The organism is Stenotrophomonas sp. Steno-C18, assembly GCF_056393195.1.
Genome location: NZ_JBWJOX010000005.1, coordinates 133,365 through 158,922, shown reverse-complemented (window position 1 = coordinate 158,922; position 25,558 = coordinate 133,365). Strand labels below are relative to the sequence as shown.

The following is a 25,558-nucleotide window of genomic DNA, read 5'->3' as shown; positions in this document are numbered from 1 at the left end:
AACCATGAAGAAGATGACCGCTGCGCTGTTGCTGTTGGCCGCCGTCGGGCTGGCCCCGGCCGCGCAGGCCGCCGGCAACATCGATTGCGAGCTGCACTACAACCTCACGGGGTGGTCGGCGTTCTACAAGACTTCGCAGGGCACCGGCACCATCACCTGCGACAACGGCGCCAGCATCCCGGTGAAGATCTCCGCCAAGGGCGGCGGCCTGACCGTGGGACGCACCACCATCACCGATGGGCGCGGCAGGTTCACCGGCGCCTATGCATTGAATGACCTGCTTGGCACCTATGCAGCGGCCGAAGTGCATGCCAGTGCGTCGCGTGCCAGCGATGCGCAGGTGATGACCAAGGGGGACATCTCGCTGGCGCTGGCCGGTACCGGTCGTGGCTGGAGCCTGGGCATTGGTTTCGGCAAGTTCGTGATCGAGCGCCGCTGAGTCCTGGAACCACGATGCCCGGCCCTGCGGCCGGGCGTCGAGATCATTCGTCGACGGCGACCGGGAACGCCTTCAACGCTGCCCATACGATGGGCTTGGCCCATTCGGGTACCTGCGCGAACTCCTCCTGCGTGGCGGGGCAGAGGATCTGGCCGCGTTCCACTTCCAGCACCAGCAACGGCTCGACCTGGCCATCGGCATCGGCGGGGCGGCTGTTGTCGTAGACGTGCAGTGCGGTCAGGTGCGGGAGCAGCTCGACCAGGTTCATCCGTGAGCTGTCGAAGCGCTGGCGGATCTTGCCTTCGGGGATGTCGTGGCCACCATTGGCCACGCGCTCGGCCACGCGCTGCAGGTGCAGCTCGACGTTCTCCAGTCCGCAGAACCAGATGCTGACTTCATGTCGTGCGCTGGCTTCACGCAACAGGGCAGGGATGGTGTTCGCGCCCAGCGTGGTTTCGAAGGCGTAGTCGACGTCATCGGCCATGGCCGCGCGCAGGCGGCGGGTGCCCTCCTGCCAGGCGGTGGCATTGGCTTCATCCAATGGCCATCCGCGTTCGACCAGTTGCCGGGTGAACGCATCGGGGTTGAACCAGGTGGCACCGTCCTCGGCCAGCATCATGCCCAGCAGCGAACTCTTGCCGGCGCCATTGACGCCGGCCAGGACAAGGATCCGTGCCATCGATCAGAGCGACTTGCCCAGCCGGATCCTGCGGCCACGACGGGCCGGTCGCGCCAATGCCCTGGCCAGGCTGCCGTCCTGCAGGGAGGACAGGTGCGCATCGAACTCGGCCTGCAGCGCCTGCAGTGACTGCGCGCGCTGGGCGCCGGCGGAATGGCCGTTGGCCTGGTCCACCAGACGCTGGTACTCCTCGGCCGAGACCACCACCGCCTGCGGATGATTGTGGTTGGTGATCACCACCGCACCGCTGCGGAGCACCTTGCGCATCAGGTCCGGCCAACCCTTGGCCTTGACGTCGCTGGCGGGCGTCTTTTCCAGATCCAGCAGATTCAGGGAGAGGTCCATGGTGGCATCCAGCAGGGGAGTAAGGGGAAAATATCCCAAAATTACCATTTTGGGTGCTTTCCCGGCGCCAGTGTTCAGGCGGGCGATGGGCGGCTGAACGCAGAACGCCCGGCGCGGGGCCGGGCGTTCGGGTCATGCCTGGGGGATATTCCTTGCGGAATCAGCCGCCACGCGGGCCGCGGCCACCGCCACCGGGACGGCCGCCACCCGGGCGACCGGCGCCGCCGGGGCGATTGCCACCCGGACGCGGGCCGCCGGCCGGACGGCCTGCGCCGCCGGGACGGTTGCCACCCGGGCGCGGACCGCCGGCAGGGCGGTTGCCGGCCGGACGTGCGCCATACGGGTTGAAGCCCGGGTTGGCGTGGTCGGACGGGAAGCTCGGGGCGTTGCCCGGGTGGCCATAGGGGTGCTTGCGCTGGCCCTGGCCGACACCCTGGCCGGCACCACCACCGCCCTGCGGGCGGCCCTGGCCACCGGCGGCACCACGGCCGGCGCCACCGGCGCCCGGACGCCGCTTGTTGCCGTACGGCCGTGCCTGGCCATCCGCGCCACCACGGCCCGGACCCCGGTTGCCACCGGGACCGGCATTGCGGTGGCCGGTCGGGCCGGTGCTCACGCCATCGGGCACGTACCAGGTGCGGAACGCGGCCGGGTTGCCTTCCGGCAGGCCACGGTCGCCCTTGGGGGCCTTGCGCTGCTTGAACGGCTTCTGCGACTGCTTGGCCGCCGCTTCGCCGCTGACGGTCAGGCCGCCCTTGAAGCCGCCGCCCTTGCCACCACGGCCACGGCCGCGGTCTTCGCGCAGGGTGTCGAAGCGGCGCAGTTCGCGGCCTTCGTCGGCGGTGTTGTGGCCGTTGACGTAGGCATTGCCGCGGCCGCCGTCGCGCGCGACGCGCACGGTGGTCTTGGCGGCCTTGCGCTGGCCGATCACCGGCTGCAGCGTCAGCGCCGACGGGGTGCCTTCCTCCAGCTTCAACTGGCTGCGCAGGGCTTCAACCTGCGGGCTGGGCAGTTCCACCGACTGGCCGCGCAGCAGTTCGCGCGGCAGTTCGATCTTGCCGTAGCGGGTGCGCTTGAGGCGGCTGACCTGGCAGCCCTGCGATTCCCACAGGCGGCGCACTTCGCGGTTGCGGCCTTCCTTGACGACCACGCGGAACCAGTCGTGCGAATCGGTGCCGCCGATGCGTTCGATCTCGTCGAACTTGGCCGGGCCGTCTTCCAGCGCCACGCCGCGGGCGAGGCGGTCGACGATGTTGTCGGGCACCTTCTCCTCGCCTTCCGGGGCGCGCACGCGCACCACGTACTCGCGCTCGACCTCGAAGGAGGGATGCATCATGGCGTTGGCCAGCTCGCCGTCGGTGGTGAGCAGCAGCAGGCCGGTGGTGTTGATGTCCAGGCGGCCGATGGCGATCCAGCGCGCGCCCTTGAGCGGCGGCAGCGACTCAAACACGGTCGGGCGGCCTTCGGGGTCTTCGCGGGTGGTCACTTCGCCTTCGGGCTTGTTGTAGACCAGTACGCGCGACGGGTCGGTCAGCGCGCTGGCCACGAAGCTGCGGCCGTCCAGGTCGATCTTGTCGCCGCTCTTGACCGACATGCCGGTCTGGGCGGTTTCACCGTTGACCTTGACCAGGCCATCGGCGATGCGCTGTTCCAGCGCACGGCGCGAGCCCAGCCCGGCCTGGGCCAGGACCTTGTGCAGGCGCTCTTCGAGCTTGGGCTGTTCGGTGCTGGCTTCGCGCTTGAGCGAGAGCTTGTTCAACGACAGCTTGCGAGGGGTGTCACTCATCAGTTTTGCTCCGGCCGGCGTTTTCCGCGTCGGCCTCTGGGTCGGAATCGGCTACGTCAACAGCCACGGTCGTCGTCGCGACGGCGTTGTCTTCGGTTTGTTCCACTTCCGCCGCGCGCTCTCCCGGCGCGGCGTCGGGTTCGCCCGTGAGGGCGGTGGTGCCTGCCGTGGCGCCGGCATCCGGGGATGCCTGCGCCGCAGCGGTATCAGGGGTGTTGCGTTCGCCGGCCTCGGCGCCATCCGGGGTGGCGGCGCCTGCGCTCAGCGGTGCCGCTGGCTGGCCGTCGCCATCCAGCGGGAGTTGCGGTTCCAGCTCGCCGATGTCACGCAGTTCGGACAGCGGCGGCAGTTCGTCCAGGCGCTTGAGCCCGAAGTAGTCCAGGAAGCCCTTGGTGGTGCCGAACAGGGCTGGCTTGCCCGGGACATCACGGTGGCCGACCACGCGGATCCATTCGCGTTCTTCCAGCGCCTGGATGATGTTGCTGCTGACCGCCACGCCACGCACCTGCTCGATCTCGCCGCGGGTGATGGGCTGGCGGTAGGCGATCAGCGCCAGGGTTTCCAGGGTGGCGCGGGTATAGCGGGTCTTGCGCTCGGTCCATAGCCGGGACACCCAGCCGTGCACCTCGTTGGTGATCTGGAAGCGGAAGCCGGAGGCCACCTCGACCAGTTCGACGCCACGGCCGGCGCAGCCTTCGCGCAGCAGTTCCAGCGCGCGCTCGACGCTGCCCGGCGGGGCCGGCTCGTCCTCCGGAAACAGGCCCTGCAACTGTGCCAGGGGCAGCGGCTGGCTGGAGGCCAGCAGCGCACCTTCGACGATACGGTTGATCAGCGGTTGATCCATGCGTTGGCTTGTAGGCTCAGGCGGGGTCGTTGTCGGCGTCATCGAACTCGCTGGAGAACGCCAGCGGTGCGTTGGTGTTGCCGGCGGCCAGGGACTTGACGTAGATCGGGGCGAGCGGTGCTTCCTGCACGATGTCCAGCAGCTGTTCCTTGGCCAGTTCCAGCATCGCCAGGAAGGTGACCAGTACGCCGAGCTTGCCCTCCTCGGCGGTGAACAGCGTTTCGAAACGGTAGAACCGGCCATCCTCCAGGCGCGCGAGCATGTCGCCCATGCGCTGGCGTACGCTCAGTGCCTCGCGCTTGATGGCGTGGCCGCTGAACAGCTCGGCGCGCTTGAGGACCTCGTGCAGCGCCAGCAGCATCTCCTTCAGTTCCACCGGCGGCGGCAGCTTGACGGCGGCGCGCTCCGGCACGAAGGCATGGGCCAGGCTGGTGTCGCGGTCCTGGCGGGGCAGGGCATCGATGTCCTCGGCGGCCTGCTTGAAGCGCTCGTACTCCTGCAGGCGGCGGACCAGCTCGGCGCGTGGGTCGGCTTCCTCGCCTTCCACGCTGGGCGGGCGCGGCAGCAGCATGCGCGATTTCACCTCGGCCAGGATCGCGGCCATCACCAGGTACTCGGCGGCCAGCTCGAAGCGCAGTTCCTGCATCACGTTGATGTAATCAACGTATTGCCGGGTGATCTCGGCCACCGGGATGTCCAGGATGTCCAGGTTCTGGCGGCGGATCAGGTACAGCAGCAGGTCGAGCGGGCCTTCGAAGGCGTCCAGGATGACTTCCAGCGCGTCCGGCGGGATGTACAGGTCCTGCGGGATCTGCAATACCGGCTGGCCATGCACCATCGCCAGCGGCATTTCCTGCTGCTGCGGGGCGTGAGGCGGCGCTGGCGGGTTCGCGTCGTGCGCGAGTTCGGAAGTCATCAGGTCGACATCGGGGTATAGCGAGCCGTACGCATGCCGAGTTCGCGCCCGGCTAGGTTCCTGCCCTGGTATTGCGAGCCATGCGCGCTTGCCTGGCGCGATTCCACACATCAACAACAAGGCGCGCCGCAGAAGGTGCGGCAACGTCATTACGAGGAGGTCGTCTACGCGGTCCGGGAGTGATGTGCTTCGGTCAACGAGCGGGGCCGGGAGCCTTCCGCTGCACCGAGCCGCTACAGGCCGTCTGCGTGCAATGGACTAAAGAGTAATCGCCGGGACCGGCCGATGTCCAGCGTTCTGGCGCTAGACTTGTGGTCGATCCATTCAGCGGACAAGGAGTGATGGCCCGGTGTGGTACGTAATCGAAGGGTATGACGGCGAGCAGGTGCTGGCCCAGCGGATGGCCGCACGCGGTGCCCATCTGGAGCGGCTCAAGGCCTTGCTTGACCAGGGGAGACTGCTTTTGGCCGGTCCTTGTCCTGCCATTGACGCCGAGGACCCCGGCCCGGCCGGCTTCAGCGGCAGCGTGGTGATCGCCAGTTTCGAGGACCAGGCCGCGGCGCGGGCCTGGGCCGACGCCGACCCGTACGTGGCGGCAGGCGTGTATACCCGGGTGGACGTCCGTCCGTTCCGCAAGGTGCTGCCATGAACCGGGTCGAGCAGATCCGCTCGGCCCTGCAGGCCGCCTTTCACCCGGACCTGCTGGAGGTGGAGGATGACAGCCATCGCCATGCCGGCCACGCCGGCGCCCGTGACGGGCGGGGCCATTTCAACGTGACCGTGGTCAGTGCCGCCTTTGCCGGCAAGGGCCCGTTGGCCCGTCACCGCGCGGTCTACGCGGCCGTGGGCGAGATGATGCAGACCGATATCCATGCGCTGTCGATCAAGGCGCTGACGCCGGCCGAGGCCGCGGGCAGCTGAACGTCGCGGTCGGTACCTGGTCGGGACAGCCGATGTCCCGGTTCATTTCGGGCGGCATTACAAAAGGTTTACAAACGCCAGTGAAAACGTTTACATTCCGCGCAACCCCGGTGCGGAGGGCGTGACGGTGGCGAAGTCGGCAATCACCATCAAGGATGTTGCCCGAGAGGCGAACGTCTCCGTCGCCACGGTGTCGCGTGCGCTCAATGGCCATGACAACGTCGCCGAGCCGGTCCGCCAGCTGGTGCTGGAAGTGGCCCGTCGCCTGCGCTACACGCCGCATGCCGCCGCCCGCAGCCTGAGCAGCCGCAGCACCCAGACCGTCGGCGTGGTGCTGCCGGACCTGTACGGCGAATTCTTCTCCGAGCTGATGCGTGGCATCGATGGCATTGCCAGCGCGCATCGCCGGCACCTGCTGGTGTCCAGTTTCCACGGTGAGCCGCAGCAGCAAGGTTCGGTGCTGCAGGCCATGCGTGGCCGCGTGGATGGCCTGCTGGTGCTGTCGCCGTATGCGGGGGATGCCTCGGCACTGCTGGACCAACTGCCGGCGGACATCCCGACGGTGCTGATCAATACCCCGATCACCGACGGCAGCCATCCGGTCTTCAGCATCGACGACCATGCTGGCGCGCTGGCCATGACCGGACACCTGCTGGCGCAGGGCTACCGCAGCATCGCCTTCATCGGCGGCCCCGAGCGCAACCACGATGCGCGCGAACGCCTGCGCGGGTTCCGCGATGCGCTGGCCGCCGCCCCCCAGGCGATTGAATCCATCGAGCTGCCCGGGGCCTTCGACGAAGCCTCCGGCTACGAGGCCGGGCGTGCCCTGCTGGCGCGGCCGCGCCTGCCTGAAGCGGTGTTCGCCGCCAACGACATGATGGCGCTGGGCTGCCTGTATGCCTTCCAGCAGGCCGGCGTGCGCGTGCCCGACCAGGTGGCGCTTGCCGGCTATGACGACATTCCCCTGGCGCGCTTTGTTCACCCGTCCTTGACGACGATGCAGGTGAGCATCGCCGGGCTTGGAGAGCAGGCGATGTCCCACCTGCTGCAGCGGATTCGGGAACCGGGGTCGCAACAGACGCCCGGCCTGATGTTGGTTCCAAGCCTTGTCGTGCGCGACTCCACGGCACGCACGGCGCCACTTGACCCGGCAAGAGACCGGGGTTGAGCCACTCATAACACTTACCGCGGGTCATGCCGCTACCTTGGGAGAGGTAAAACATGTACAGGATTGCTCGGAAGTCCACCCCCACACGCAAGCTGCTGAGCTGTGCGCTGGCCAGTTGCCTGTTGCTCGGCGCTGCCCCGGCCTTCGCCCAGAGCACCGCGGCCACCATCCGTGGCCAGGTGATGGCTGATTCCAGCCCGGCTGCACAGGCGCAGGTCACGGCCACCAACATCGCCACCGGCCTGAGCCGCAGCGTGCAGAGCACGGCGAGCGGCAGCTACTCGCTGGCCGGCCTGCCACCGGGTACTTACCGCGTGGAGGTCAATGCCGGCGGCAAGACCAGCACGCAGAACATCACCGTGCAGGTTGGCCAGACCGCCACGGTGAACCTGGGCGTCGGCGGCGTCGGTGAAACCACGGCCGGCGGCGCAGCGACCACGCTGGACGCGGTGCAGGTGGTCGCGCAGGCGCCGATCGAAACCAAGACCTCGGAGATCGCCACCTACATCACGCCGCGCCAGATCGAGGCGCTGCCGCAGGGCACCCGCAACTTCCTGGCCTTCGCCGACACCGTGCCGGGCATGGCGTTCGAACAGAACCCGGCCAATGGCTCGACCAAGCTGCGTGGTGGCGTGCAGAACGCCAACAACGTCAATGTGTACATCGACGGCATCGGCCAGAAGAACTACGTCACCCAGGGTGGCATCACCGGGCAGGACGCCAGCCGCGGCAACCCGTTCCCGCAGCTGGCGATCGGCGAGTACAAGGTCATCACCTCCAACTACAAGGCCGAGTACGACCAGATCAGCTCGGCGGCGGTGACGGCGGTGACCAAGTCGGGCACCAATGAGTTCAAGGGCTCGTTCTTCTGGGACTACACCAACCAGGATTGGCGCGAGCCGCGCGAGAGCGAGAAGGACGCCGGCAAGACCCGCTCGGGCGAGAAGCAGTACGGCGCCGCCTTCGGTGGCCCGATCGTCAAGGACAAGGCGCACTTCTTCGTGACCTACGAGGCCAAGGAGTACAACGCGCCGCAGGACCTGAGCCCGGGCGAGGGGCGCATTGCCGGTGACCTGCCACAGGCCTGGCGCGACCAGCTCGGTGCCACCTCGACGCCGTTCAAGGAAGACCTGTACTTCGGCAAGCTGGACTGGTCGATCAACGAGGAGAACCTCGTCGAGCTGACCTACAAGCGTCGCGAGGAGAGCGAGATCGGCAACGTCGGCGGGCAGAGCGCGCGCAGCTACGGCACCGATACCGGCGTCAACGAGGACCGCTACGACCTGCGTTGGCAGTTCTCCAACGCCAACTGGCTCAACGACGCACACCTGACCTACGAGAAGGCGTTCTGGACCAAGGCGCCGGTCAACATGGCCAACGGCATGGTGCTGACCGATGGCTCCGGCGATGACGGCAAGCAGATCTACCGCATCGGCGGCGGCGAAGGTGGCCTGCAGGACAAGGGCCAGAAGGGCTGGTCGTTCCAGAACGACACCACGTTCTTCGGCTGGGAAGGCCACACCGTCAAGTTCGGCGTGAAGTACAAGCAGGTCGACCTGGACACCATCGAGCAGCAGCCCTACAACCCGCAGTTCTACTACGACATCCACCAGGGCGGCGCGGTGCCGTACTTCGTGCGCTTCGGCAGTGCCGCGATGGGCACCGACGGTGGCTCGGTGACCTCCAAGAACAAGCAGTTCGGCCTGTACATCCAGGATGACTGGGATGTCACCGAGCGGCTGACCCTGAACCTGGGCCTGCGCTGGGACTACGAGAAGACCCCGTCCTACCTGGACTACGTGACCAGCGGCGACGTGCTGGCCGCGCTGTCGGCGGTGGACACGCGCGCAGGAAACGCACCGGGCCAGACCTACGCGCAGTCGCTGGCGCTGGGCGGCATCGACGTCAACCGCTACATCAGCACCGGCAACAACCGCAAGCCGTTCAAGGATGCGATCCAGCCGCGCCTGGGCTTCTCCTATGACCTGACCGGCGACGAACGCCATGTGATCTTCGGCGGCATCGGCCGTTCCTACGACCGCAACCTGTTCGACTACCTGCAGCTGGAGCGCAGCAAGGCGACCTTCCCGACCCGGCGCTTCAAGATCAACTCGCCCGGCCACGCCTGCGACCTGAGTGCCTCGGACTGCCTGGACTGGAGCCCGCAGTTGCTGGATCGCGACTACCTGATGTCGCTGGTCAATTCCACCGACGCCGGTCGCGAAGTGTGGATGTTCGACAATGACCTGAAGACGCCGTACTCCGACCAGATCAGCCTGGGCATCCGCGACAGCTTCAACCTGGGCGGGTTGGACTGGAACAGCTCGGCCACCGTGCAGCACACCCGCTACAAGGACGGCCTGCTGATCATGCGCGGCAACCGCTACCCCGACGGTGGCGTGTTCGCGCCGAACGGCAGCCCGTGGTCCGCGCCCGGCCTGCCGGGCATGGGCAGCCTGATCGTGGCCACCAACGGCTTCGAGTCCAAGAGCACCGCGCTGCTGCTGAGCCTGGACAAGCCGTACACGTCCGAGAGCCCGTGGAACGTCAACGTGGCCTACACGCTGACCGATGCCAAGCAGAACATCCACGAGAAGGACCCGGTCTATGGCTGGTACTTCACCCAGGGTGGCTGGTACGACGGTGCCTGGACGCCGCGCCATCGCCTGGTGATCAGCGGCTTCACCGACCTGCCGTGGGGCATGAGCGTGTCCGGCAAGCTGACCCTGGCCAGCAAGATCAAGCGCTGGGACATCGACGGCACGGCGGCCTACGGTGGCTACGAGCGTCCGCACAGCTGGGAGCCGGACGGCACGCTGGGCTTCAAGCAGTTCGACCTGTCGCTGACCAAGACCTGGGACACCGGCACCGACCTGAAGCTGAAGATGCGCGCCGACCTGCTCAATGCCTTCAACTGGACCAACTGGGGCGGTTACGGCATCAACTGGGATACCGGCGTGATCAACAGCTGGGACCAGTACCAGACCCGGACCTTCAAGCTGTCCTTCGGCCTGGACTGGTAAGTCGCATCCCCGGCCGCCCGCGTGGCGGCCGGGGCCTCCACACGCGCCACATTGCCCATCAAGGGCGGGTGGCGACCTGATTCCTCTACAACGGATGTCGTCTTGAGCATGTCACGTAGCCCCCGGTTGTTCGCTGGCCTGGCCACTGGTTTCGCGCTGGCGGTGCTGGCGGGGTGTGGCAAGGCGCCGGAGCCGCCGATGCCGAAGGTGTTGCCGCAGGTGATCCTGGTCGAGGCGGACCTGCCGCCACGGCCGATGAAGCCGGAACTGCCGCCGTTGTTCGATGACATCGAGCGGCGCACGTTCCAGTTCTTCTGGGATACGACCAACGAGCAGAACGGGCTGACCCCGGACCGCTATCCGTCGCGGCCGTTCGCCAGCGTGGCGTCGGTGGGCTTTGCGCTGACCGCCTATCCGGTGGGCATCAAGAACGGTTGGGTCAGCCGCAACCAGGCGGTCGACCGCACCCTGCTGACGCTGAAGTTCTTCCGTGACCTGCCTTCCGGGCCGCAGCGTACCGGCAAGGCCGGGTACAAGGGGTTCTTCTACCACTTCCTGGACATGCAGGAAGGTCGCCGCTACGACAGCTGGGTCGAGCTTTCCAGCGTGGATACCGCGTTGCTGATGATGGGCGTGCTGTTCGCGCAGTCCTACTACGACGGCGAGGACCCGCGCGAGAAGGAGATCCGCCAGATCGCGGACACGCTGTACAAGCGCGTGGACTGGCAGTGGCTGCAACGCAACAAGCCGCTGGTCTCGATGGGCTGGTTCCCGGAGAGCGGTTTCATCCAGCATGACTGGATGGGCTACAACGAGGCGATGATGCTGTACGTGCTGGCGCTGGGCTCGCCCACCCATCCGGTCGAGCCGGATGCCTGGACCGTGTGGACCCGTACCTACGACAACGACTGGGGCGTCTACCAGGGCCAGGAATACCTGTCCTTCGGGCCGCTGTTCGGCCACCAGTACAGCCACGTCTGGATCGACTTCCGCGACATCCAGGACGCGTACATGCGCGAGCGCGGCATCGACTATTTCCTCAACACCCGGCGCGCGACGCTGGCTCAGCGCGAGTACGCCATCGAAAACCCGATGCAGTGGAAGGACTACGGCGACAACGTCTGGGGCCTGACCGCCGGCGACGGGCCGCAGAACACCACCCAGGAGTACAAGGGCGAGCAGCGCCAGTTCCGCCATTACTCCTCGCGCGGCGCGGGCCTGCGCGAGAACTTCGATGACGGCACCATCGTGCCGTCGGCGGCGATCTCCTCGTTGCCGTATGCGCCGGAGGTGGTGATCCCGGCCACCGTGGAGATGCACAAGCGCTACGGCGACTACCTGTACTCCAGCTACGGGTTCCTGGATTCATTCAACCCGAGCTTCAACTACGACATCCCGCTCAAGACCGGGCGCACCATCCCCGAGCGTGGCTGGGTGGCCAGCGATTACATCGCCATCGACCAGGGGCCGATCCTGCTGGGCATCGCCAACTACCGCGACGAGTTCGTGTGGGACGTGATGAAGAAGAACCCGTATGTCCGCAAGGGATTGGAGCGGGCGGGCTTCACCGGTGGCTGGCTGGCGCCGGAGGACAGCTTCCAGCCCCTGCAGAAGGATGACCGCGCGGCGTCGGCCCGCGCTACCGGCATCGCCGAATCGCGCGCTGCCGCCGCGGCCGAACAGAAGGCCGCGGCGGACAACCCGCCGGCCTCCAAGCCGCAGCAGTGACATGCCGTCGATGATCCGCGCGCTGCTGCTGTTGTGCCTGTCCGGCGTGCTGGCTGGCTGCGGCGGCACGCCGCAGGACGGCACCACGCTGCGCTTCTGGGCGATGGGCCGCGAAGCGGAAGTGGTGGGCGAGCTGCTGCGCGAGTTCGAGGCGGAGAACCCGGGCATCCACGTCGAGGTGCAGAACATCCCGTGGACGGCGGCGCATGAAAAGCTGTTGACCGCCTATGCCGCCGAAGGGCTGCCCGATGTCTGCCAGCTCGGCAATACATGGATCGCCGAGTTCGCCACGCTGCAGGCGCTGGAGCCGCTGCAGGCCCGGGCGGACGCCTCGGCCGTGGTGGACCAGGCCGATTACTTCCCTGGTATCTGGGATACCAATGTGGTCGAAGGGCAACTGGTCGGCATCCCGTGGTATGTGGACACGCGCCTGCTGTTCTACCGCAAGGACCTGCTGCGCCAGGCCGGCTACGACCACCCGCCGCGCACCTGGGCCGAGTGGGAGCAGGTCAACGCCGCGCTGAAGAAGCTGATGGGCGACAAGGGTTACCCGGTGCTGATGCCGCTCAACGAGTTCGAGCCGCAGCTGTCCTTCGCCCTGCAGCAGGACGATGGGCTGCTGCGTGACCACGACACGCGCGGCAATTTCCGCAGCCCTGGCTTCCGGCGCACGCTGGCCTTCTACGACAACATGTTCGAGCAGGGCTGGGCGCCGAAGATGTCCGAGACACAGATCTCCAACGTCTGGGACGAGTTCTTCCGTGGCTTCACCGCGTTCTACCTGTCCGGGCCCTGGAACATCCGCGAGTTCCGCCAGCGCCAGCCCCCTGGCCTGGACGGGGAGTGGGGTACCACCCCGTTGCCCGGCCCGGACGGCCCCGGTGCCGGTATCGCCGGCGGCACCAGCCTGGTGGTGTTCCGCGCCTCGCAGAAAAAGGAGGCGGCGTGGAAGCTGATCGAGTTCCTGTCGCGCCCGGACATCCAGCAGCGCTTCTACACCGTCATCGGTGACCTGCCGCCACGGCGCAGTGCGTGGCAGTCGCCGGAGCTGACCGACGATCCGCTCACCGCGGCATTCGCCGACCAGCTGGAGCGGGTCAAGCCGACGCCCAAGGTGCTGGAGTGGGAACGCATCGCGCAGCAGATGCGGGTGGTCACCGAGCAGGTGGTGCGTGGTGGCCTGCCGCAGGACAAGGCGGTGGAACAGCTGGACCAGCAGGTCGACGAGATCCTGGCCAAGCGTCGCTGGATCGTTGAACAGCAGGCCGGCGCCAACGCGGCGGGGGCAGGGCAATGAAGCAGCGTTCGCTCGTTGGCTGGGTATTCGCCGCGCCGGCGCTGATCGTTATCGGCGTGTTCTTCGGGTTGCCGGTGCTGTCGGCACTGGCGCTGAGCCTGACCGACTTCGACCTGTACGCACTGGCCGACCCGCACAACCTGCGTTTCAACGGGCTGGGCAACTACATCGACCTGCTGCAGACGCCGATGTTCTGGAAGTCGCTGGGCAACACCGCGTACTTCGTGGTGCTGGGCGTGCCGCTCTCCATCGCGGTGTCGCTGGGCGCGGCGATGCTGCTCAATGCGCCGGCCAGCCGTTTCAAGGCGCTGTTCCGCACCGCCCTGTTCGCCCCGGTGGTGACCACGCTGGTGGCGGTGGCGGTGATCTGGCGGTACCTGTTCCACACCCGCTACGGGCTGGTGAACTGGGGCCTGGGCCAGGTCGGCATCAACCCGGTGGATTGGCTGGGTGACCCGCGCTGGGCGATGCCGACCATCATCCTGTTCGCGGTCTGGAAGAACTTCGGCTACAACATGGTGATCTTCCTGGCCGGCCTGCAGGCCATCCCCAAGGACCTGTACGAGGCCGCGCGCATCGACGGGGCCACGCGCTGGCAGCAGTTCCTGCACATCACCGTGCCGATGCTGGGGCCGGTGCTGCTTGTGGTGGGCGTGATCACCGTGTCTGGCTATTTCCAGCTGTTCGCCGAGCCCTACGTGATGACCCGCGGCGACCCGCTGCAGAGCACGGTCAGCGTGCTGTATTTCATGTTCGAGGAAGGCTTCAAGTGGTGGAACCTGGGACGCGCTTCGGCCGTGGCGTTCCTGCTGTTCCTGATCATCCTGGCGGTGACCACGCTGATGCTGCGCTTCGGCAAGCGCAAGGAGCTGGTATGAGCCGGGAGATCGGGCAATCGCGTTGGCATGCGTGGTGGATCAACGGCGCGCTGGCGGTACTGGCGGTGATCAGCCTGGCGCCGCTGGCCTGGATGCTGTCGGTGTCGTTCATGCCCAGCGGGCAGGCCTCGCAGTTCCCGCCACCGTTGCTGCCCGCGCACGCCACGCTGGCCAACTACCACGCACTGGCCAGCCGCACCGGCATGGGCGGCAACTTCCTCAACAGCCTGGTCGTGTCGCTGGGCATCACGCTGGGGTCGCTGCTGTTCAACACCCTGGCCGGTTACGCCTTCGCCAAGCTGCGCTTTGCCGGGCGCGAACGGGTGTTCCAGATGCTGCTGGCGGCGCTGGTGATCCCGGCGCAGGTGGCGATGCTGCCGCTGTTCCTGCTGATGAAGCAGATGGGGTTGGTCAATACGTTCGGCGGCGTGGTGATCCCGGCGCTGGCCAGCGTGTTCGGCATCTTCCTGGTGCGCCAGTACGCGCGCTCGATCCCCGATGAACTGCTGGAGGCGGCGCGCATCGACGGGGCCAGCGAGGCACGGATCTTCTTCCAGATCGTGTTGCCGATGCTCAAGCCGGTGCTGGTGACGTTGGCCATCTTCACCTTCATGGGCGCGTGGAACGACTTCATGTGGCCGTTGATCGTGCTCACCGACCAGGAGCACTACACGTTGCCGGTGGCGCTGGCCAGCCTGTCGCGCGAGCACATCCAGGACGTGGAGATGATGATGGCCGGCGCGGTGGTCACGGTGCTGCCGGTGTTGCTGCTGTTCCTGGTGTTGCAGCGGTATTACATCCAGGGCCTGTTGCTGGGCAGCGTCAAGGGCTGAGCGCCGGCGGTGGTACTTCCGTCTGCAACCAGCGTCGTACGGGACAGGGAACTTTGCGAAAATCCGACGCCTGCCGTCGATCGTGATTCGGGATTCTGGTGATGAACAAGCGTTATGCCGTGGGCCTGTTGGCCACCTTGCTGCTGGGGGCTGCCTCACCCGGCAGCACGACGGTGCTGGCCAGCTTCGATGACATCGGGGCGTGGCAGCTGATCACCTCGCCGCAGGTGAGTGGTTCGTTGCGGCCGGTGGCCGGTGGCAACGGCCGCGCCCTGTGCCTGGACTACGACTTCCACGAGGTGTCCGGTTATGCAGGCATCCGCCGCAAGCTCGATGTCAGTTGGCCGGAGAATTACCAGGTCTCGTTCGACCTGCGCGGCGATTCGCCTGCCAACGACCTGCAGTTCAAGCTCATCGACGCCAGCGGCGACAACGTCTGGTGGGTGAACAGGACCGGCTATGCGTTCCCGAAGAACTGGACGCGCGTGGAATACCGCAAGCGTCACATCGACAAGGCCTGGGGCCCGGACCCGGACCGCACGCTGCGACGCAGCGCCGCGGTGGAGTTCACCATCTATAGCAAGGTCGGTGGACGCGGCACGGTCTGCTTCGACCGCCTGACGCTGCAACCGCTGCCCAAGGAGGACACCTCGCCGCTGCAACCGGTGGTGCTGGCCGACACCGCGACTGCGCTGCAGCAGCGCATCGCCGACGGCAAGCCGGACACGATGTGGATCAGCGGCGGCGTCAAACAGCAGACCATCAGCCTGGACCTGGGCAAGGTGCGCGAGTTCGGCGGCGCGGTGGTGCAATGGGTGCCCGGCCTGCAGGCCTCGCGCTACGTGGTGCAGGCCTCGCGCGATGGCCGCGACTGGCATCCGGTGCGCGAGGTGACCACCGGTGGAGGCGGCCGCGACTGGCTGGCCCTGCCGGACACCGAGGCGCGCTACCTGCGCTTCGATCTGCAGGATGGCCCGAACTGGCGGTATGGCATCCGTGACATCTCGCTCAAGCCACTGGCCTTCGCGGGGACGCCGAATGATTTCATCCGTTCGGTGGCGGCCGACCTGCCGCGCGGTTTCCTGCCGCGCGGCTTCACCGGCGAGCAGCCTTACTGGACGCTGCTGGGGCTGGACGGTGGCCGCGAGCAGGCGTTGATGGGCGAGGACGGCGCGGTGGAGGCGGTGAAGTCCGGCTTCAGCGTCGAGCCCTTCGTGCTGAGCGGCGGCAAGGTGATCAGCTGGGCGGACGTGACGGGCAGCCAGAGCCTGCAGGATGGCTATCTGCCGATGCCAACGGTGCAGTGGCAGCATGCGGACTTCGGGCTGCAGGTCAGCAGTTTCGTGCAGGGACGGCCGGAGCAGGCGCAGCTGGTCACGCGCTACCGGCTGCACAACCCGGGCAAGACGGGTCGCGAGTACACCCTGGCGTTGGCGGTGCGTCCGTTCCAGGTCAATCCGCCCACGCAGTTCCTCAACACGGTGGGCGGGGTGAGCCGGATCGAGCGCCTGGCGGTCAAGGGCAACCAGGTTGAGGTCAACGGCGTGCCGCGCGTGTTCGCGATGACCGCCCCGGACAAGGCCTTCGCCAGTACCTTCGACGGCAAGCTGGACGTCACGCATCTGGCCGACAAGACCCTGCCCGCCGATACCGAGGTGCGCGATGCCACCGGGCTGGCCTCCGGCGCGTTGCTCTACACCTTCAAGCTGGAGCCCGGCGAGAGCCGCGAGGTGGCGCTGGTGTTGCCGCAGGTCGGCGATTGGCGGCCGCCGGCCGGGTTCGACGTGGACAAGGCGCAGCAGCAGGTGGCTGCACAGTGGCGGCAGAAGCTGGATCAGGTGCGGTTGCAGGTGCCGGCGGCGGGCCAGCCGCTGGCCGACACCGTACGCACCGCCCTGGCGCACATGCTGATCTCGCGGGTCGGGCCGAGCCTGCAGCCCGGCACGCGTTCCTATGCACGCAGCTGGATCCGCGATGGCGCGATGATTTCCGAAGGCCTGCTGCGCATGGGCCGCGACGACGCGGTGCGACAGTACGTGGACTGGTACGCGCCGTACCAGTTCGAGAGCGGCATGGTGCCGTGCTGCGTGGATGCCCGTGGCAGTGACCCGGTGCCGGAGAACGACAGTCACGGCGAACTGATCTACACCATCGCCGAGTACTGGCGGCATACCGGCGACCTGCAGTTCCTGCAGCGGATGTGGCCGCACGTGCAGGGCGCCTGGAAGTACATGGAGCAGCTGCGCCTGAGCGAGCGCACCGAGGACAACCGGGCCCGCAATCCGGGCTTCTACGGGATGATGCCGGCCTCGATCAGCCACGAAGGCTATTCGGCCAAGCCGGTGCACTCGTACTGGGACGACTTCTGGGCGCTGCGCGGCTACAAGGATGCGGCGGACATCGCCGTTGCGCTGGGGCTGGAAGAGGACGCTGCGATGATGGCGGCCTCCCGCGACGCGTTCCGCCAGGACCTGGACCAGTCGTTGCGGGCCAGCATGCAGGCACATGGCATCGACTTCCTGCCCGGGTCGGTGGAGCTGGGGGACTTTGATGCCACCTCGACCACCATCGCGCTGGCACCGGGCGGCGAGCAGGGCCGCCTGCCGCAGCCCGCGCTGGACAACACCTTCGAACGCTACTGGAGCGAGTTCGAGGCGCGTCGTGACGGCAAGCGGCAGTGGAAGGACTACACGCCCTACGAGTGGCGCAATGTCGCGGCCTTCGTGCGCCTGGGCTGGCGTATCCGCGCCTGGGCGGCGACCGAGTTCTTCTTCAAGGACCGCGCGCCGCAGGGCTGGAACCAATGGGCCGAAGTGGTGTCCTCGACGCCCCGCAAGCCGTTCTTCGTCGGCGACCTGCCGCACGCCTGGGTGGCCTCGGATTTCGTGCGCTCGGCGTTGGACATGTTCGCCTACAACCGCGAGGTGGACGATGCGATCGTGCTGGCGGCCGGCGTGCCCGCGGACTGGCTGGCGGGGAAGGGCATCGCCATCGACGGTCTGCGGACCTCGCATGGGACGGTGAAGTACGGCCTCGCACGCAGTGACCGCAAGCTGACCCTGCAGGTGCCGGAGGGGCTGCGCTTGCCGGCCGGCGGCCTGGTGCTGCCGTGGCCGTATGAGGGTGCGCCGGGCGAGGCCAGCATCAATGGGGAGCCGGCCGCCTGGGAAGGGCGCGAACTGCGCATCACCCAATTGCCGGCCAAGGTGGAGATCGACGTGCCCGCCGACCAGCGTCGCGGCGAGCGTGCGCGCCGCTGAAACCACGGGCAGGGATTGCCCTGATCCGCGCACAGCCCTGCACAAAGAAAAACTGCGCCCCGAACACCGGGACGCAGTGAAGTAGACGGAGGGAGAGGGAGATCTGCCGTCGTACTTGGAAAACTCAGCCTGCGCGTGCCTGCCTGACGATCGCCGCGGCAGCGGCGGCGGACCGCTTCACTTCGTCCCACTGGCCAGCGCGGATCCAGCTGTCGGCCACCATCCACGAGCCACCGATGCACACCACGTTCTTCTGCGCGAGGTAATCGGCGGCGGTGGCTTCGGTGATGCCACCGGTCGGGCACAGCTTCAGCTCGGGGATCGGGCCGGCCACGCCCTTGATCATCGCCAGCCCGCCCACGGCGGTGGCCGGGAACAGCTTGCAGATGCGGAAACCACGGGCAAGCAGGGCCAACAGCTCGGTCGGCGACGCCGCGCCCGGCACCACCGGCAGCGGTGCGGTGGCCAGCGCATCGGCCATGTGCGCCGGGGTGCCCGGGGTGACCAGGAAGTCGGCGCCGACGTCGATGGCCTGGCGCATCTGCTCGACCGTCAGCACGGTGCCGGCACCCACCACCACGTCGGGCAGCTCGCGCTTGAGCATGGCCAGCGCGTCCATCGCCACCGGGGTGCGCAGGGTCAGTTCGATGGCCGGCAGGCCACCTTCCAGCAGCGCGGTGCTGACCGCGCGGGCCTGTTCCAGGGTATGGACGGTAACCACCGGCAGGATGCCGGCGGCGCTCAGCAGCTGCTCGGCGCGATCCTGGTACTGGGCAATGCTCATCGTGTTCCTCTCAATGCAGCGGAAGCGTGCCGCGGGCGGCACGCGGAATCAGGCGTCCTTGGCTTCGTGCGGCGCAGCGGCGGCCGCGGCGTCATGGCCAAGCTCGTATTCGGCGTCGTAGTCCCAGGTGCTGCCATCGGGGTGGGCCGGGCCGCAGGAGATCGACACCGCGCCCTGGTCGGCCGGGCCGACGATGCGGCGGTTCATCGCGAACAGATTGCGTCCCATGTCATTGCCGGCCGGCGCGGTGTTGGCGGCGATGCCGCGCGCGGCCCATTCGGCGGCGTCCACCAGCACTTCCAGCGTGCCGGCCTCGCCGTCCAGACGGATGATGTCGCCCTCGCGCACGCGGGCGATCGGGCCACCGCGCGCGGCTTCCGGGGTGACATGGATCGCGGCGGGGATCTTGCCCGAGGCACCGGACAGGCGGCCATCGGTGACCAGCGCAACGCGGCGTCCCTGGTTCTGCAGCAGGCCCAGCAGCGGTGCCAGCGAATGCAGTTCCGGCATGCCGTTGGCGCGCGGGCCCTGGAAGCGGACCACGGCGACGAAGTCGTGCGGCAGCGCACCGGCGGCGTGCAGCTTGTTCAATGCCTGCGGTGCATCGACGACCACGGCCGGGGCCTCGATGGTGCGGTACTGCGGCTTCACCGCCGACAGCTTGATCAGCGACTTGCCGAGATTGCCCTTGAGCAGGCGCAGGCCGCCCTGTGCTTCGAACGGATCGGCCGCCGGGCGTACCACTTCCAGGTCGGCGCTCTCGGTTACGGTCGGCGCGTAGACGACCTGGCCATCGATCAGGCGCGGTTCCTGCGCGAAGGCGCGCATGCCGCCAGCGGCGACCGTGGCCAGGTCATCGTGCATCAGGCCCGCGTCCATCAGCTCACGGAACACGAACGCCGGGCCGCCGGCCGCGGCGAAACGGTTCACGTCGGCCTCACCGTTGGGGTACACGCGGGCCAGCAGCGGCACGATCTGCGAGAGCTGGTCCATGTCGTCCCAGCTCAGCACGATGCCGGCGGCACGGGCCACCGCGATCCAGTGGATGGTGTGGTTGGTCGAGCCGCCGGTGGCCATCAGCGCGACGACGGCGTTGACGATGGCGCGCTCGTCGATCAGGTGGCCGAGCGGGCGGAAGTCCTGGCCCAGCGCGCTGATCTCCAGCGCGCGCGCTGTGGCTTGGCGGGTCAGCGCATCGCGCAGCGGCAGTTCCGGGTTGACGAACGAGGCGCCCGGCAGCTGCACGCCCATCGCTTCCAGCAATACCTGGTTGGAGTTGGCGGTGCCATAGAAGGTGCAGGTGCCCGGGGCATGGTAGGAGTCCGATTCGGCTTCCAGCAGTTCCTCGCGGGTGGCTTCGCCGGCGGCGTAGCGCTCGCGGACCTCGGCCTTCTTCTTGTTCGGGATGCCCGGGGTCATCGGGCCGGCCGGCACGAACACCGCCGGCAGGTGGCCGAAGGCCAGCGCGCCGATCAGCAGGCCGGGCACGATCTTGTCGCACACGCCCAGGTAGATCGTGCTGTCGAACATGTCATGGCTCAGCCCGATGGCGGTGGACTGGGCGATCACGTCGCGCGAGAACAGCGACAGCTCCATGCCGCCGCGGCCCTGGGTGACGCCGTCGCACATCGCCGGCACGCCGCCGGCCACCTGCGCGGTCGCGCCGAGTTCACGGGCGGCGCTGCGGATCAGCTCGGGGTAGTGCTCGAACGGCTGGTGCGCCGAGAGCATGTCGTTGTAGGCAGTGATGATGCCCAGGTTCGGGGTGACGTCGCCGCGCAGCCGGCCCTTGTCGGTCGGGCCACAGGCGGCGAAGGCGTGGGCCAGGTTGCCGCAGCTCAGGCGCGAACGGAACGGGCCTTCGCGCAGGGCGGCGTCGATGCCGGCCAGGTAGGCCGCGCGCGACGGGGCGCTGCGCTGGCGGATGCGTTCGGTGATGGCGTGGATGGTCGGGTGCAGGCTCATTGGCTACCGGCTATGCGTTGAGGTCGGACGGTGTGCCGGCCTTGAAGGAAGGGGGACGGATGCCGGCAAGGCCGGCGCCCGCGATTACGGTGCCCAGTGGACGCGCAGTTTGTTTCCCGGCGCGTTGATCGCGGCCAGGATCGGGTAGGTGTGCACGTCGCCCGAGGCCAGCGCGGCCTCGAGCACCTCCAGCTTCTGCTTGCCGCGCAGCAGCAGCAGGCGATGGCGGATGGGGGCCAGGCCCTGCGGGGTGAGGGTGATGCGCAGGTGCCAGTCCTTGGCCACCGGGCAGCCGGTGGCGTCCAGCGCGGCATAGGCCTGGCGGCTCTGCAGCGCGCGGTCCAGGTCCTTCGAGCCGGGGAACAGCGAAGCGGTATGCCCGTCGTTGCCCATGCCCAGCACCACCAGCGTGGCCGGCAGCGCATGCTCGGCCAGCAGGTTGGCGGTGTGCACGCACTCGGCGATCGGCCTGCCGACCCGCACCAGCGGGTCGAAATGCGCGCCCTCGGCGAGCTTGAGGAAGCTGTTGCGCACCAGCCATGCATTGCTGTCATGGTCCTGCGGCGAGAGCCAGCGCTCGTCGGCCAGGCCCACCTCCACGCGCGCCCATTCCAGCGGCTGCTCGGACAGCATCTCGTATACCGGTGCCGGCGTGGTACCGCCGGACAGGAGCATGCGGGCGCGGCCGTGCTGCTTGATGTCCTGTTGCAGGAAGCCCGCCATTTCCTTGGCTACGCTTTCGGTCCAGTCCTCGTCGTTGCCGTGGCGGACAAGCGTGATGCGGTCGGAAACAGCGGCGTTCATGCGGGGGTTCCTCGTGTAGCGTGCTGCAGGTCCAGCGCGTAGGCGGTGGCGCCGAGCAGGCCGGGGCAGGGGTGGATGATGGCCATCGACGGAATCTGCGACATCGTCGCAGTGAAGCGGCCCTTGCTTTCGAAACGGGGGCGGAAGCCGGACAGCTGCAGTTGCTGCAGCAAGCGCGGCACCAGCCCGCCGGTCAGGAACACGCCATCCCAGGCGCCCTGCACCAGCACGGCATCGCCAGCCACGGCACCGAAGATCTCCAGGAACACTTCCACCGCACGGGTCGCGATCGCGTCGCCTGCGGCGGCGCGGGCCGTCACGTCCGACGGTGCCAGCTGGCCGGGGTCGGTGCCGGTGATCTCGCTCAAGGCGCGGTGGATGTTGACCAGGCCCGGGCCACAGACCAGCCGTTCATTGGAAACCCGGCCGAACTGCGCCGAGAGGAGCTCCAGGATGCGGATCTGCTCCGGGTTGGCCGGTGCGAAGCTGGTATGGCCGCCTTCGGTGGCGAGCGGGTAGTTGCGCCCGTCGCGCACCACCAGGCCGCCCACGCCCAGCCCGGTACCCGGGCCGATCACGCAGTAGTTGCGGGGTTCGCCGGCCGGTGCCGGCTCCCAGCTGGCGCCGCCGATCTGCACCACGTCGGCCGGCCCCAGCAGCGCGATCGACATGGCCTGGGCGACGAAGTCGTTGATCAGGTGCAACTGCTCGAAACCCAGCTGGGCGGCGGTACGCGAGCGCGAGATCACCCACGGATGGTTGGTGATGCGTGCTTCGTCGCCATCCACGCGCCCAGCCACGGCGAACACGCCGCTGCTGGCAGTGGCGCCCTGCTCTTGCAGGTAATGGGCGGCGGCATCGGCGAGCGAGCCGAACTGTGCGACCGGGTACTCGACGATGCTGCCCTGGTTCAACGGGGCGGCGAGGGAGAGGTCGGCCAGCGCGAAGCGGGCGTTGGTGCCGCCGATGTCGGCGACCAGGACCGTCGTCGACGCGCTCACGGCGCGTCCCCGTCTTCGGCCCTGGCCTCGGCGACGATGTCGCCCGGCAGGAAGTGGGCCGCGTCACGCGGGCCCCAGCTGCCGGCGGCGTACGGTTCCATCGCCTGGTCGGAGGCCTTCCAGGCATCGCTGATGCTGTCGATCCAGGCCCAGGCCGCGCGCACTTCGTCGTCGCGCACGAACAGGGCGTGGTTGCCGTTGAAGGCGTCCAGGAACAGGCGCTCGTAGGCGATGCGACGGTGCAGGCCGGTCGGGACCGACAGTTCCAGTTCCAGCGGCTGCAGTTCCAGCGCGCCCCATTCCGGGCCGGCCAGCGAGCTCATCAGGCCGAGCTGGATGTTTTCCTGGGGCTGCAGCTGGAAGGTCAGGCGGTTGGCGCTGGCGTGGTGGCGGGTCGGGCGCTCGAACAGCCAATGCGTGACCGGCTTGAGGTTGACCTCGATGCGGGTGGTGCGCTCGGGCAGTCGCTTGCCGGTGACCATGTGGAACGGCACGCCGGCCCAGCGCCAGTTGTCGATGTGCGCGGTGACGCCGACGAAGGTTTCCGCTTCGCTGCCTTCCGGCGGCTGGTAGGCCTGCACCGGCTGGTCGTTGATGGTGCCGGCGGTATAACGGCCACGCACCGAATCCTTGGCCGCATGGCGGGCGTCGAACGGGCGCAGGGCGCGCAGCACCTTCACCTTCTCGTCGCGGATGCGGTCGGCTTCCAGCGAGGCCGGCGGCTCCATCGCCACCAGGCACAGCAGCTGCAGGATGTGGCTCTGGACCATGTCGCGCAGCGCGCCGGAGCGCGAGTAATAGGAGTCACGGCCATCCACGCCGTCGCTCTCGGCGACCATGATGTGCACGGACTCGATGTAGTTGCGGTTCCACACCGCCTCCAGCAGCGTGTTGCCGAAGCGCAGGGCCATCAGGTTCTGCACCGCGGCCTTGCCCAGGTAGTGGTCCAGGCGGAACACGCGGTCTTCGTCGATCCACTTGCCGATGGTCTGCAGGATCTCCTCGGCGCTGGCGCTGTCCGAGCCGATCGGCTTTTCCAGCATCAGCCGGTGCGGTGCGGCCAGCGCGCCCCCCAGGGCCAGCCCTTCGCAGGTGGAGATGTACAGGCCCGGCGGGATCGCCAGGTAGCTCACGCACCTGCGGTCGACCAGGTCCTTGACGGCCTCGGCCACCGACTCGGCGTTGCGCAGGTCCACCGAACGGTAGTCGATGCGGCGCAGCAGGTCGTTGATGTCTTCCTGGCGGGCCTGCGGCATGGCCTGCTCCAGGCGCGGGCGCAGGATGTCGTGGAACTTGGCGGTGTCGTGCGGCGACAGCGCCAGGGCACGAACCTTGAAGTCTTCCGGTAGCAGGCCGTCGCCAAGCAGGCGCAACAGGGAGGGGAACAGGTAGCGCTGGGCCAGATCGCCTGTGGCACCGAACAGGAAGAGGGTATCGTGCATTTCTCGAGTTTCGTGTGCGGATGACATCGTTGTCAATTGTTTGTATTCAAGGAACTGGAGCCTTGGGCTGCTTGCGTCTGCCGGGGCCGGGGGAGGGGGCATTGCAGTCAATGCCAGTGCCGCGAACGCCGCGGTCCGCAGGGCGGAACCGCATGTTCATCTGGGCTGGCAAATGGAAAAACGGAACCGGGATGTTGCCATATGAATATGCTTACTGTGCACACGGTTTCGGATGTATACGATTGCACTGTGTCAATGCAGGCATTGGCATGAAGTGATTTGCCCGTTTGCGGGCACAGTGCCGGATGTGGCGATGTCAACGAGGTGGTGATGGCCAAGGTGAGCTTCGAGGGTGTGCGCAAGGTCTACGACAACGGCCAGGTGGCCGTGCACGGGGCCAGTTTCGAGATCGCCGACGGCGAGTTGATGGTGCTGGTCGGGCCATCGGGTTGTGGCAAGTCCACACTGTTGCGGATGGTGGCCGGGCTGGAGGACATCAGCGCCGGCACGCTGCGTATCGGTGATCGTGTCGTCAACGACGTGGCTCCGAAGGACCGGGACATCGCCATGGTGTTCCAGAACTACGCGCTGTACCCGCACATGACCGTCGCCGAGAACCTGGCCTTCGGCCTGAAGCTACGAGGCCATGACAAGGCCGAGGTGCAGCGCCGCGTGCAGGGCGCCGCCGACGCGCTGGGCCTGACGACGATGCTGGACAAGCTGCCGCGCGCGATGTCCGGCGGCCAGCGCCAGCGCGTGGCGCTGGGGCGTGCGCTGGTGCGCGAGCCGGAGGTGTTCCTGCTCGACGAGCCGCTGTCCAATCTGGATGCCAAGCTGCGCCATACCGTGCGCACCGAGATCGCCCAGCTGCATCGCAAGCTGGGCAGCACGATGATCTACGTCACCCACGACCAGGTCGAAGCGATGACGCTCGGCCAGCGGATCGTGGTGTTGAACGAAGGCGTGATCCAGCAGATCGACACGCCGATGGCGCTCTACGACCGCCCGGCCAACCTGTTCGTGGCCGGCTTCCTCGGCAGTCCGGCGATGAACGTGCTGCGCGGCGTGCTGCACCGGGACGCGCAGGGGGCGGCCTGGTTGCGGCTGGGCGACGGCACCGAGGTGCCGCTGGGAGCGGCGGTGGTCGCGCCGGAATGGGTGGGCCGCGAACTGGCGGTGGGCGTGCGGCCGGAGCACCTGCAGCCTAGCGCCGGGGAGGGAGCGTTCGCCGCGCGGATCGAGGGGATCGAGCCGGTGGGCAACGAGATGTTCGTGAATCTGCGCCTCGGCGCGCAGGCGCTGGTCATCCGGGTGGCGCCGCAGGCCCTGCCGCAGGTCGGGCAGGAACTGCAGGTGGCGGTAAGACCGTCGGCGCTGCACTTCTTCGATGCCGCCAGCGGCAATCGCATCGAGGCGCCTGGGGCTGGTTGAGCCCCGGCACCCGG

General features: G+C 67.9%; 21 protein-coding genes. 11 read left to right on the top strand and 10 right to left on the bottom strand.

Annotation, left to right across the window (positions count from 1 at the left end; genetic code table 11):
- Positions 1 to 4 precede the first annotated feature (4 nt).
- On the top strand, positions 5 to 439 hold the full coding sequence (locus tag AC06FE_RS12095; protein ID WP_132863035.1) for a hypothetical protein: 435 nt from the start codon (positions 5 to 7) through the stop codon (positions 437 to 439).
- A gap of 43 nt (positions 440 to 482) precedes the next feature.
- Here AC06FE_RS12095 and AC06FE_RS12090 read toward each other — a convergent pair whose 3' ends face one another.
- The 5 genes from AC06FE_RS12090 to AC06FE_RS12070 all read right to left on the bottom strand — a co-directional run bounded on the left by AC06FE_RS12090 (position 483) and on the right by AC06FE_RS12070 (position 5,009).
- Positions 483 to 1,118 carry an ATPase gene (locus AC06FE_RS12090; protein WP_478073157.1) on the bottom strand — a complete coding sequence of 212 codons (636 nt, stop codon included), beginning with the start codon at positions 1,116 to 1,118 and terminating at the stop codon, positions 483 to 485.
- 3 nt (positions 1,119 to 1,121) lie between these two features.
- The gene (locus AC06FE_RS12085) at positions 1,122 to 1,463 is read right to left on the bottom strand and encodes a type II toxin-antitoxin system prevent-host-death family antitoxin (protein ID WP_192286039.1); all 342 of its coding nucleotides are present in this window, start codon (positions 1,461 to 1,463) and stop codon (positions 1,122 to 1,124) included.
- Between the two features lie 160 nt (positions 1,464 to 1,623).
- Positions 1,624 to 3,249 carry a pseudouridine synthase gene (locus AC06FE_RS12080; protein WP_478073156.1) on the bottom strand — a complete coding sequence of 542 codons (1,626 nt, stop codon included), beginning with the start codon at positions 3,247 to 3,249 and terminating at the stop codon, positions 1,624 to 1,626.
- On the bottom strand, positions 3,242 to 4,093 hold the full coding sequence (gene scpB / locus AC06FE_RS12075) for an SMC-Scp complex subunit ScpB (protein WP_478073155.1): 852 nt from the start codon (positions 4,091 to 4,093) through the stop codon (positions 3,242 to 3,244). Before scpB ends, AC06FE_RS12080 begins: the two co-directional genes overlap by 8 nt.
- Positions 4,094 to 4,109: 16 nt before the next feature.
- Complete coding sequence (locus AC06FE_RS12070; protein WP_132863040.1) at positions 4,110 to 5,009, bottom strand: segregation and condensation protein A; 900 nt, start codon at positions 5,007 to 5,009, stop codon at positions 4,110 to 4,112.
- A 349-nt stretch (positions 5,010 to 5,358) separates the two neighbouring features.
- On the opposite strand from AC06FE_RS12070, the gene AC06FE_RS12065 reads away from it, so the two are divergent.
- From AC06FE_RS12065 to AC06FE_RS12025, 9 genes are all read left to right on the top strand, one after another.
- Entirely contained in the window at positions 5,359 to 5,658 is a 300-nt protein-coding gene (locus AC06FE_RS12065) for a YciI family protein (RefSeq protein WP_132863041.1), read from the top strand.
- Positions 5,655 to 5,930 carry a BolA family protein gene (locus tag AC06FE_RS12060; protein ID WP_192286036.1) on the top strand — a complete coding sequence of 92 codons (276 nt, stop codon included), beginning with the start codon at positions 5,655 to 5,657 and terminating at the stop codon, positions 5,928 to 5,930. Before AC06FE_RS12065 ends, AC06FE_RS12060 begins: the two co-directional genes overlap by 4 nt.
- Positions 5,931 to 6,057: 127 nt before the next feature.
- On the top strand, positions 6,058 to 7,098 hold the full coding sequence (locus AC06FE_RS12055) for a LacI family DNA-binding transcriptional regulator (protein ID WP_192286035.1): 1,041 nt from the start codon (positions 6,058 to 6,060) through the stop codon (positions 7,096 to 7,098).
- A gap of 53 nt (positions 7,099 to 7,151) precedes the next feature.
- Positions 7,152 to 10,121, top strand: a complete 2,970-nt coding sequence (locus AC06FE_RS12050) for a TonB-dependent receptor (protein WP_323437979.1) — start codon at positions 7,152 to 7,154, stop codon at positions 10,119 to 10,121.
- A 108-nt stretch (positions 10,122 to 10,229) separates the two neighbouring features.
- Positions 10,230 to 11,849, top strand: coding sequence for a glucoamylase family protein (locus tag AC06FE_RS12045; RefSeq protein WP_478073257.1), 1,620 nt, complete (start codon positions 10,230 to 10,232; stop codon positions 11,847 to 11,849).
- Position 11,850: 1 nt separating this feature from the next.
- Positions 11,851 to 13,146 carry a sugar ABC transporter substrate-binding protein gene (locus AC06FE_RS12040; protein WP_478073154.1) on the top strand — a complete coding sequence of 432 codons (1,296 nt, stop codon included), beginning with the start codon at positions 11,851 to 11,853 and terminating at the stop codon, positions 13,144 to 13,146.
- Positions 13,143 to 14,024 carry a carbohydrate ABC transporter permease gene (locus AC06FE_RS12035; RefSeq protein WP_192286033.1) on the top strand — a complete coding sequence of 294 codons (882 nt, stop codon included), beginning with the start codon at positions 13,143 to 13,145 and terminating at the stop codon, positions 14,022 to 14,024. Before AC06FE_RS12040 ends, AC06FE_RS12035 begins: the two co-directional genes overlap by 4 nt.
- Entirely contained in the window at positions 14,021 to 14,857 is an 837-nt protein-coding gene (locus tag AC06FE_RS12030) for a carbohydrate ABC transporter permease (RefSeq protein ID WP_132863046.1), read from the top strand. Before AC06FE_RS12035 ends, AC06FE_RS12030 begins: the two co-directional genes overlap by 4 nt.
- A gap of 101 nt (positions 14,858 to 14,958) precedes the next feature.
- A complete protein-coding gene (locus AC06FE_RS12025) occupies positions 14,959 to 18,117 on the top strand; it encodes a discoidin domain-containing protein (protein WP_478073153.1) in 3,159 nt (1,052 codons plus the stop codon).
- Between the two features lie 124 nt (positions 18,118 to 18,241).
- Here the strand turns inward: AC06FE_RS12025 and eda are convergent, their stop codons facing one another.
- The 5 genes from eda to zwf all read right to left on the bottom strand — a co-directional run bounded on the left by eda (position 18,242) and on the right by zwf (position 24,113).
- Positions 18,242 to 18,901: a bifunctional 4-hydroxy-2-oxoglutarate aldolase/2-dehydro-3-deoxy-phosphogluconate aldolase gene (eda, locus tag AC06FE_RS12020; RefSeq protein ID WP_478073152.1), complete on the bottom strand. Its 660-nt coding sequence runs from the start codon at positions 18,899 to 18,901 to the stop codon at positions 18,242 to 18,244.
- 48 nt (positions 18,902 to 18,949) lie between these two features.
- Entirely contained in the window at positions 18,950 to 20,866 is a 1,917-nt protein-coding gene (gene edd / locus AC06FE_RS12015) for a phosphogluconate dehydratase (RefSeq protein ID WP_478073151.1), read from the bottom strand.
- A gap of 84 nt (positions 20,867 to 20,950) precedes the next feature.
- A complete protein-coding gene (gene pgl / locus AC06FE_RS12010; protein WP_446541484.1) occupies positions 20,951 to 21,670 on the bottom strand; it encodes a 6-phosphogluconolactonase in 720 nt (239 codons plus the stop codon).
- Positions 21,667 to 22,671, bottom strand: a complete 1,005-nt coding sequence (gene glk / locus AC06FE_RS12005; protein ID WP_478073150.1) for a glucokinase — start codon at positions 22,669 to 22,671, stop codon at positions 21,667 to 21,669. Before glk ends, pgl begins: the two co-directional genes overlap by 4 nt.
- Positions 22,668 to 24,113 carry a glucose-6-phosphate dehydrogenase gene (zwf, locus tag AC06FE_RS12000; protein ID WP_132863052.1) on the bottom strand — a complete coding sequence of 482 codons (1,446 nt, stop codon included), beginning with the start codon at positions 24,111 to 24,113 and terminating at the stop codon, positions 22,668 to 22,670. The genes glk and zwf overlap by 4 nt, the downstream gene beginning before the upstream one ends.
- 330 nt (positions 24,114 to 24,443) lie before the next feature.
- Here zwf and AC06FE_RS11995 point away from each other — a divergent pair, with 330 nt between their 5' ends.
- The gene (locus AC06FE_RS11995; protein ID WP_478073149.1) at positions 24,444 to 25,544 is read left to right on the top strand and encodes an ABC transporter ATP-binding protein; all 1,101 of its coding nucleotides are present in this window, start codon (positions 24,444 to 24,446) and stop codon (positions 25,542 to 25,544) included.
- Positions 25,545 to 25,558 lie beyond the last annotated feature (14 nt).